The following is a 6603-nucleotide window of genomic DNA, read 5'->3' as shown; positions in this document are numbered from 1 at the left end:
AGAACAGCACCGCGCCGGTGGCCAGGCCGAGCAGGGCGATGACGGCGCCGACCACCCGAGCCCCCGTTCCCCTCACCAGGGCCACCGCGGCCACCGCGGCCAGAGCACCCAACGCCACCGCGACCAGCGCCGGCTGCCACTGGGAACCCGTCAGGGCCCGTCGGACCTCGCCCGACTGGTCGTTGAACGCGACCACGTCCACCCACACCATGCGGGAGGCGATCCACAACAGGGCGGCTCCGAGCACCAGCAGGACCACCGGGAGGCGGAGACGTGTGCTCTGACTCACCGGCCCTCCCCCGTGGGGTGGGTTCCACCCGTGGACCCCGCGGGCCGCAGGGTGTCCGCGGCCGCGACGGCCCGGAGGACGGCCATGGCCTTGTTGCGGCACTCCTGGTCCTCCGACGCCGCGACCGAATCGGCGACGATCCCGGCACCTGCCTGGACGTAGGCGGTGCCGTCCTTGAGCACGGCGGACCGGATGGCGATGGCCTGGTCGGTGTTCCCGGCGAAGTCGAGGTATCCGACCACTCCCCCGTAGACGCCGCGACGGGTGTCCTCGAGATCCTCGATGATCTGCAGCGCGCGGGGCTTGGGCGAGCCCGACAGGGTGCCCGCCGGGAAGCAGGCGGTCACGGCGTCGATGCCCGTGCGCCCCTCCGCCAGACGACCTGTCACGGTGGAGACCAGGTGCATGACGTGGCTGTACCGCTCGACCTGACGGAACTCGGTCACCACGACGGAGCCCGGCTCGCAGACCCGGCCGAGGTCGTTGCGGCCCAGATCGACCAGCATCAGATGTTCGGCGTTTTCCTTGGCGTCCTCCACCAGGTCCTTCGCGAGCAGGACGTCGTGCTCGTCGTCGTCACCCCTCGGCCGGGTTCCGGCGATCGGGTGGGTCGTGGCCAATCCGTCCTTCACCGTGACAAGGGCCTCGGGGCTCGATCCCACGATGGTGAACGCGGTGCCACCGAAACCGTCGTCTCCCGACCCGTCCGGCACCGTCATCAGGTACATGTAGGGACTCGGGTTGGTGGTGCGCAGGATGCGGTAGACGTCCCTCGGCGAGGCGGAGGTCTCCACCTCGAAGCGCTGGCTGAGCACCACCTGGAAGGCTTCGCCGGAGTAGATCTGCTCGATGATGTCGGCCACCCGCGCGTGATACGTCGACTCGTCGGTGCGACGGATCACCTGCGGGTCCGGGGTGTCGAACACGCTGACCCCGCCGCCGCCCGGCGCCGCGAGCCTCGCCGTCATCGCGTCCACCCTGGCCACCGCGTCGTCGTAGGCCTGCTCGATCCGATCGTCGCTCCCGTCCCAGTTGACGGCATTGGCGATCAGGTGGATCCGGCCCTCGTGGTGGTCGAACGCGGCCAGGTCGGTGGCCAGCATCTGGACCAGCTCCGGAACGTGCAGGTCATCGGCGGTGTCAGGGGCGATCCGTTCGAGACGGCGCACGATGTCGTAGCCGAGGTACCCCACCAGCCCGGACGTCAGCGGTGGCAGGCCCGCGATCTGATCGGTTCGCAGCAGATCGAGGGTCCGGCGCAGGGCGTCGAGCGGGTCCCCTCCCGTCGGTGCGCCGGCGGGCACGTGTCCCCACCACATGGCCTCGCCCGTCTCGTCGACGGTCAGCGCGGCGGCCGAGCCACAGCCGATGAAGGACCACCGTGACCACGATCGACCGTGCTCGGCCGACTCGAGCAGGAAGGTCCCGGGTCGGTCGTCCGCGAGTTTGTCGTACGCGGACAGCGGGGTCTCGGAGTCGGCCAGCACCGTGCGCACCACGGGGACGACCCGGTGACCGGCGGCGAGCGCCCGGAACTGCTCGAAGGCGGTGGTCGTGGTACTCATCCGACGACCCGGCCGCCGATCCCGAACGAGTCGCGCGGCATGTCGTTGACGTGCACCCAGACTTTGGCCGGGTCCTTGCCCGAGGCCTCGGCGTAGGCGGCGGTGACGGCCTCGATCACCCGCGCCTTGGACTGCGGGTCCATCCCGTCGAGCTGGTTGATCTGGATGAAGGGCACAGGATCATTCCTCCCCGAGGAGTGTGTGGGTGTCAAAACAGCTCCGCGTGCCGTTGTGGCAGGCGGCCCCGGTCTGGTCCACCTTCAACAACACGGTGTCGCCGTCGCAGTCGATCTCCACGCTGCGCACGTGCTGGACGTGACCGGAGGTCTCCCCCTTGACCCACCGCGTCCCCCGCGAGCGCGAGAAGTACACCCCGCGCCGCGTGGCCAGGGTCTCGGCGAGAGCGGCGTCGTCCATCCACGCCATCATCAGGACCCGGCCGTCGGACGCGTCCTGCACCACCGCCGCGATCAGGCCGTCCGCGGTGCGCGTGAGCCGGTCGGCGACGGACGGGTCCAGGACCGGATCGCTCATCGGACCGTGACCCCCTCGGCCGCCATGGCCTTCTTGACGTCGCCGATGGTCATCTCACCGAAGTGGAAGACACTGGCCGCGAGAACCGCGTCGGCTCCGGCCGCGACGGCGGGAGCGAAGTGCTCCACCGCACCGGCCCCGCCCGAGGCGATCACGGGAATGGTCACCGCCGCACGCACCGCACGGATCATGTCCAGGTCGAATCCCGCCTTGGTGCCGTCGGCGTCCATCGAGTTGAGCAGGATCTCCCCCACCCCCAGGTCCTGTCCGCGACGGGCCCACTCGACGGCGTCGATGCCGGTGCCCCGACGGCCACCGTGGGTGGTGACCTCCCAGCCCGACGGCGTGGGTGGCTCTCCCTGGGGAACCGTTCGCGCATCGACCGACAGGACGATGCATTGCGAACCGAAGCGCCTGCTGAGCTCGTCGAGGAGCTCGGGACGCGCGATGGCGGCGGTGTTGACACTGACCTTGTCCGCGCCCGCCCGCAGGAGTTGGTCCACGTCCTCGGCGGTACGCACCCCGCCCCCCACCGTGAGGGGGATGAAGACCTGCTCGGCCGTGCGGGTGACCACGTCGAGCATGGTTCCGCGGCCCGAGGACGAGGCCGTGACGTCGAGGAAGGTCAGCTCGTCCGCGCCCTGCGCGTCGTAGGCGGCGGCCAGCTCGACCGGATCCCCGGCGTCCCGGAGGTCGAGGAAGTTCACGCCCTTGACCACGCGGCCCGCGTCGACGTCGAGGCACGGGATCACCCGGGTGGCGAGTGTCATACCCGGGTCACCGTTCCCCGTCGAGCCACGGGCGGTTGCCGTCCGGCCCGGGGGTGGCCCGGCGGCGTCCGGCCTCGAAGAAGTTCCCGGGCTCGCCCAGCTCGCGGATGGTGCCGAGCACCTCGGCGTGGGCCCGCGGGCCGGCCGCGAGGATCGACTGGGAGTCGATCGACCACGGCTCACCGGCCAGGTCGGTGACCACTCCACCCGCCGCGCGGATGTGGGAGGCGCCCGCCGCGTTGTCCCAGGCGTAGTTGCCGAAGCTCACGGCGGCGGACAACCGGCTCGAGCCCACGAACGACAGGTCGACTCCCGTCGACCCGAACTTGCGTGTGCGCGCGGCGTCGAGGGTGAGCTGCTCGAACACCTCCCGGCGGTAGGCCGGCGGATAGGTCGTGCGGGCCCCCGTGTTGAGCGACCCGAGGCCCAGCGCCACGTCGCGGATGGAGACGTCGGCGATCCGCGGGATCTCCTCGTCGTTCTCCTTGAGCGGACCCCCGGCGATCGAGGTGAACCGCATCCCGAGCAGCGGGAGCCAGGTCAGGCCCAGAACGGGCTGCCGCTCGTGAACCAGCGAGACGAGGATGCCGGTGGTGGGTATGCCGAGGGAGTAGTTGGCCGTGCCGTCGATCGGGTCGACCACCCAGAGGGTCCCCTCGTTGACCGGCGGCCCGCCGTACTCCTCCCCGTGGACCTCGAGGCCGGTCCCCTCGCGCAGGGCGTCGGAGATCCGGCGTTCGAGCTCGAGGTCGAGCTCGGTCGCGAAATCGTTGCGCGAGCCCTTGACGCGGGTGCCCTCGGCGCCGAGACCCTCGACGAAGCGGGGGGTGACCTCCTCGAGGACGCGGGCCGCCAGTGCCAGCGCCTCCGCGGGGTCGACGGACAGGTCCGTCGGCAGGGTGTTTCCGGTCTGATCGGTCATCTCGGGCCTCCTGCTCGAGGTCAAACGGTCGGATGGAGCCACCGGCTGGTCACCGGTGGCTCAGCGGGCGCTCACCGCGGCGAGCGCCTCGGGGAGGGTGAAACGGCCCGCGTAGAGGGCCTTGCCCACGATCGCACCCTCGACGCCCTGGGGCACCAGCGTCGCGATGGCCTCCAGGTCCGCCACGGACGACACCCCTCCCGACGCCACCACGGGCGCACCCGTGACCGCGCACACCTGGGAGAGCATCTCGAGGTTGGGGCCGTTCAGCATCCCGTCCTTGGAGACGTCGGTGACGACGTAGCGCGCGCAGCCGTCCTTGTCGAGACGCTCCAGCACCTCCCAGAGATTGCCGCCGTCGGACACCCACCCGCGGCCACGGAGTCGGGGTTCGCCGTCGATCACGCGCACGTCCAGGCCCACCGCGATGCGGTCCCCGTGGCGGGCGATCGCGGAGGCGCACCACTCCGGGTTCTCCAGCGCGGCGGTCCCCAGGTTCACCCGCGCGCACCCGGTCGCGAGCGCGGCCTCCAACGAGTCGTCGTCGCGGATCCCCCCGGACATCTCGACCCTGACGTCGAGCGCGCCGACGACCTCGGCCAGGAGCTCGCGGTTGGTCCCTCGACCGAAGGCGGCGTCGAGGTCCACCAGGTGGACCCACTCGGCGCCGTCCCGCTGCCACTGCATCGCGGCCTCGAGCGGCGAACCGTACGAGGTCTCGGTTCCGGCCTCCCCCTGCACCAGACGGACGGCCTGCCCGTCGGCGACGTCCACGGCGGGCAGCAGTTCGAGGTGAGAAGCGTTGGTCACGGGCATCAGCGTAGTCCGTCCGCCCGGGGCGGCTCCCCATCGCCCTCGGCCGGTCCCGACGCGCGCGACGGCTCCTCGAGGTGCGCCTCGCCGCCGAACTCCGCCTCGTCACGTGGCTCATCCCCGGTCTCGTCTCCGTACTCGGCACGGATAGCCCGGTCGGTGAGCCGCGCGGACACCACGCCCATCGCCACGACGGTCAGGAGCACACCGGCCACCGCGGCCACGGCGCGACCGGCCGGCGGAAGCGGGAGCAGCGCCACCGCCAGGGCGGTCAGACCGAGCGACACCACTCCCGCACCGCAGACCCCCAGCGCGAGGGCCGCGAACGACACGGGCGCCGGGCGAGCCCGGCGGTCAGCCAACGGATCGGATCCAGTTCTCGAGCAGATGCAGGCCGGCGTCACCCGATTTCTCGGGGTGGAACTGGGTGGCCGACAGGGGGCCGTTCTCCACGGCGGCGACGAACCTCGTGCCGTGCCGGGCCCAGGTGACATCCGGTGGGGTCAGGTGGTCGGACGGCTCCATCGCCCACCGTTGCACGCCGTACGAGTGGACGAAGTAGAAGCGCTCGTCCGAGGGCATGCCGGCGAACAGCACACTGTGCTCGGGCGCCTCGACGGTGTTCCACCCCATGTGCGGCAGCACCGGCGCCTCCAACCGCTCCACCACACCCGGCCACTCGCCGCATCCCGCCGCCCCGGACTCGGCGTGCTCGCCGTCCGAGAACTCGGTCCCCCGCTCGAACATGACCTGCATCCCGACGCAGATTCCCAGGACGGGTCGACCGCCGGCGAGGCGTTCGCCGATGATCCGTGGTCCCTTGACGGCCCGGAGGCCCTCCATACACGCCGCGAACGCTCCGACCCCCGGGACGACGAGGGCGTCCGCCTCGGTGGCCACCTCGGGGTCGGAGGTGAGCTCGACCCGCGCACCGACACGCTCCAGCGCGCGGTGGGCGGAGCGGAGGTTGCCCGAGCCGTAGTCGAGGAGCGCCACCCGCGGGGCCAGTGAGGTCATGACCCCACTTTATCGTCCCGGTGCAGCACGGTCAGATCACGCGCGGGCCGGGTGCGCCGGGCGCCCACCGCCGCGGGGCCGCCCACGACGAGGACGATTCCCGCCGCCACCATGAACAGGACCACGTAGCCGAAACCGGCGACCGCTCCCATGACCACCGATCCGAGGCCCGTGCCGGCGTCGAAGGAGATGTTCCACGAGGCGGACGCGGTCCCCAGGCGCGAGCGCGGCATCCGCTCGAAGGACCCGACGAGCGCCTCGTTCTGCACGGCGCCGAACCCGAGTCCGAACACCACGGTGGGGGCGATGAACCACCACGGGCTCGCCGACAGCGTGAGTAGGCCGGCGATCCCGGCCATGCCGAGCGCCGAGAACGCGAGCCCGGGCCAGACCAGCGCGCCGGGTCCGCGCCGATCGGAGACGAGGCCGGCGAAGGTGCGGCCGACGATCACGCCCACCCCGAGGAGCCCGAGACCGACTCCCGCGACGACCGCTCCGCTCCCCGAGACGATCGAGTCCAGGGCGGGTGAGAGGAAGGACGCGGCGGCGCCGTAGGGCAGGGAGACCGCCACCATGACGAGGAACGGGCCCGCGAGCAGCACGATCATCGCCCGGCGGCCGAGCGCGGAGGGGTCGGAGGGCCTCGCGGGGGCCGGGTGCACGTCGGGGAGTCGTGCCGCGGCGAGAAGGCCA

9 protein-coding genes and 1 pseudogene are annotated in these 6603 nt (G+C 71.8%); all 10 read right to left on the bottom strand.

Annotated features, from left to right (window positions below):
- Positions 1 to 289, bottom strand: a 289-nt coding sequence (locus tag G6026_RS03005) for a Trp biosynthesis-associated membrane protein (protein WP_347238054.1), incomplete at its 3' end; no start/stop codon positions are given.
- Positions 286 to 1854: an anthranilate synthase component I gene (locus G6026_RS03000; RefSeq protein ID WP_182612223.1), complete on the bottom strand. Its 1569-nt coding sequence runs from the start codon at positions 1852 to 1854 to the stop codon at positions 286 to 288. The genes G6026_RS03005 and G6026_RS03000, both read right to left, overlap by 4 nt.
- Complete coding sequence (locus G6026_RS02995; protein ID WP_017836066.1) at positions 1851 to 2030, bottom strand: 4-oxalocrotonate tautomerase family protein; 180 nt, start codon at positions 2028 to 2030, stop codon at positions 1851 to 1853. Before G6026_RS02995 ends, G6026_RS03000 begins: the two co-directional genes overlap by 4 nt.
- Before the next feature lie 4 nt (positions 2031 to 2034).
- Positions 2035 to 2388, bottom strand: a complete 354-nt coding sequence (gene hisI, locus G6026_RS02990) for a phosphoribosyl-AMP cyclohydrolase (protein ID WP_107756288.1) — start codon at positions 2386 to 2388, stop codon at positions 2035 to 2037.
- The gene (gene hisF / locus G6026_RS02985) at positions 2385 to 3158 is read right to left on the bottom strand and encodes an imidazole glycerol phosphate synthase subunit HisF (RefSeq protein ID WP_107756287.1); all 774 of its coding nucleotides are present in this window, start codon (positions 3156 to 3158) and stop codon (positions 2385 to 2387) included. Before hisF ends, hisI begins: the two co-directional genes overlap by 4 nt.
- A 7-nt stretch (positions 3159 to 3165) precedes the next feature.
- Complete coding sequence (locus G6026_RS02980; protein ID WP_107756286.1) at positions 3166 to 4080, bottom strand: inositol monophosphatase; 915 nt, start codon at positions 4078 to 4080, stop codon at positions 3166 to 3168.
- Positions 4081 to 4140: 60 nt separating this feature from the next.
- On the bottom strand, positions 4141 to 4896 hold the full coding sequence (gene priA, locus G6026_RS02975; protein ID WP_182612222.1) for a bifunctional 1-(5-phosphoribosyl)-5-((5-phosphoribosylamino)methylideneamino)imidazole-4-carboxamide isomerase/phosphoribosylanthranilate isomerase PriA: 756 nt from the start codon (positions 4894 to 4896) through the stop codon (positions 4141 to 4143).
- A complete protein-coding gene (locus G6026_RS02970; RefSeq protein ID WP_182612221.1) occupies positions 4896 to 5225 on the bottom strand; it encodes a hypothetical protein in 330 nt (109 codons plus the stop codon). The genes priA and G6026_RS02970 overlap by 1 nt, the downstream gene beginning before the upstream one ends.
- A 22-nt stretch (positions 5226 to 5247) precedes the next feature.
- The gene (hisH, locus tag G6026_RS02965; protein ID WP_182612220.1) at positions 5248 to 5910 is read right to left on the bottom strand and encodes an imidazole glycerol phosphate synthase subunit HisH; all 663 of its coding nucleotides are present in this window, start codon (positions 5908 to 5910) and stop codon (positions 5248 to 5250) included.
- Positions 5907 to 6603: pseudogene (locus G6026_RS02960) on the bottom strand (MFS transporter); the annotation flags it as partial. The gene hisH and the pseudogene G6026_RS02960, both read right to left, overlap by 4 nt.

Source organism: Dietzia sp. DQ11-38-2, from assembly GCF_014145055.1.
Taxonomy (GTDB): Bacteria; Actinomycetota; Actinomycetes; order Mycobacteriales; family Mycobacteriaceae; genus Dietzia.
Note: the sequence above shows the minus strand (reverse complement) of the source record. Positions and strands in the feature narration are given on the sequence as shown.

Bases quoted from the DNA above. Each gene is read 5' to 3' on its own strand.
- G6026_RS03000 (WP_182612223.1), bottom strand. From the start codon at position 1,854: ATGAGTACCACGACCACCGCCTTCGAGCAGTTCCGGGCGCTCGCCGCC.
- G6026_RS02980 (WP_107756286.1), bottom strand. From the start codon at position 4,080: ATGACCGATCAGACCGGAAACACCCTGCCGACGGACCTGTCCGTCGAC.
- priA (WP_182612222.1), bottom strand. From the start codon at position 4,896: ATGCCCGTGACCAACGCTTCTCACCTCGAACTGCTGCCCGCCGTGGAC.
- hisF (WP_107756287.1), bottom strand. From the start codon at position 3,158: ATGACACTCGCCACCCGGGTGATCCCGTGCCTCGACGTCGACGCGGGC.
- hisI (WP_107756288.1), bottom strand. From the start codon at position 2,388: ATGAGCGATCCGGTCCTGGACCCGTCCGTCGCCGACCGGCTCACGCGC.
- hisH (WP_182612220.1), bottom strand. From the start codon at position 5,910: ATGACCTCACTGGCCCCGCGGGTGGCGCTCCTCGACTACGGCTCGGGC.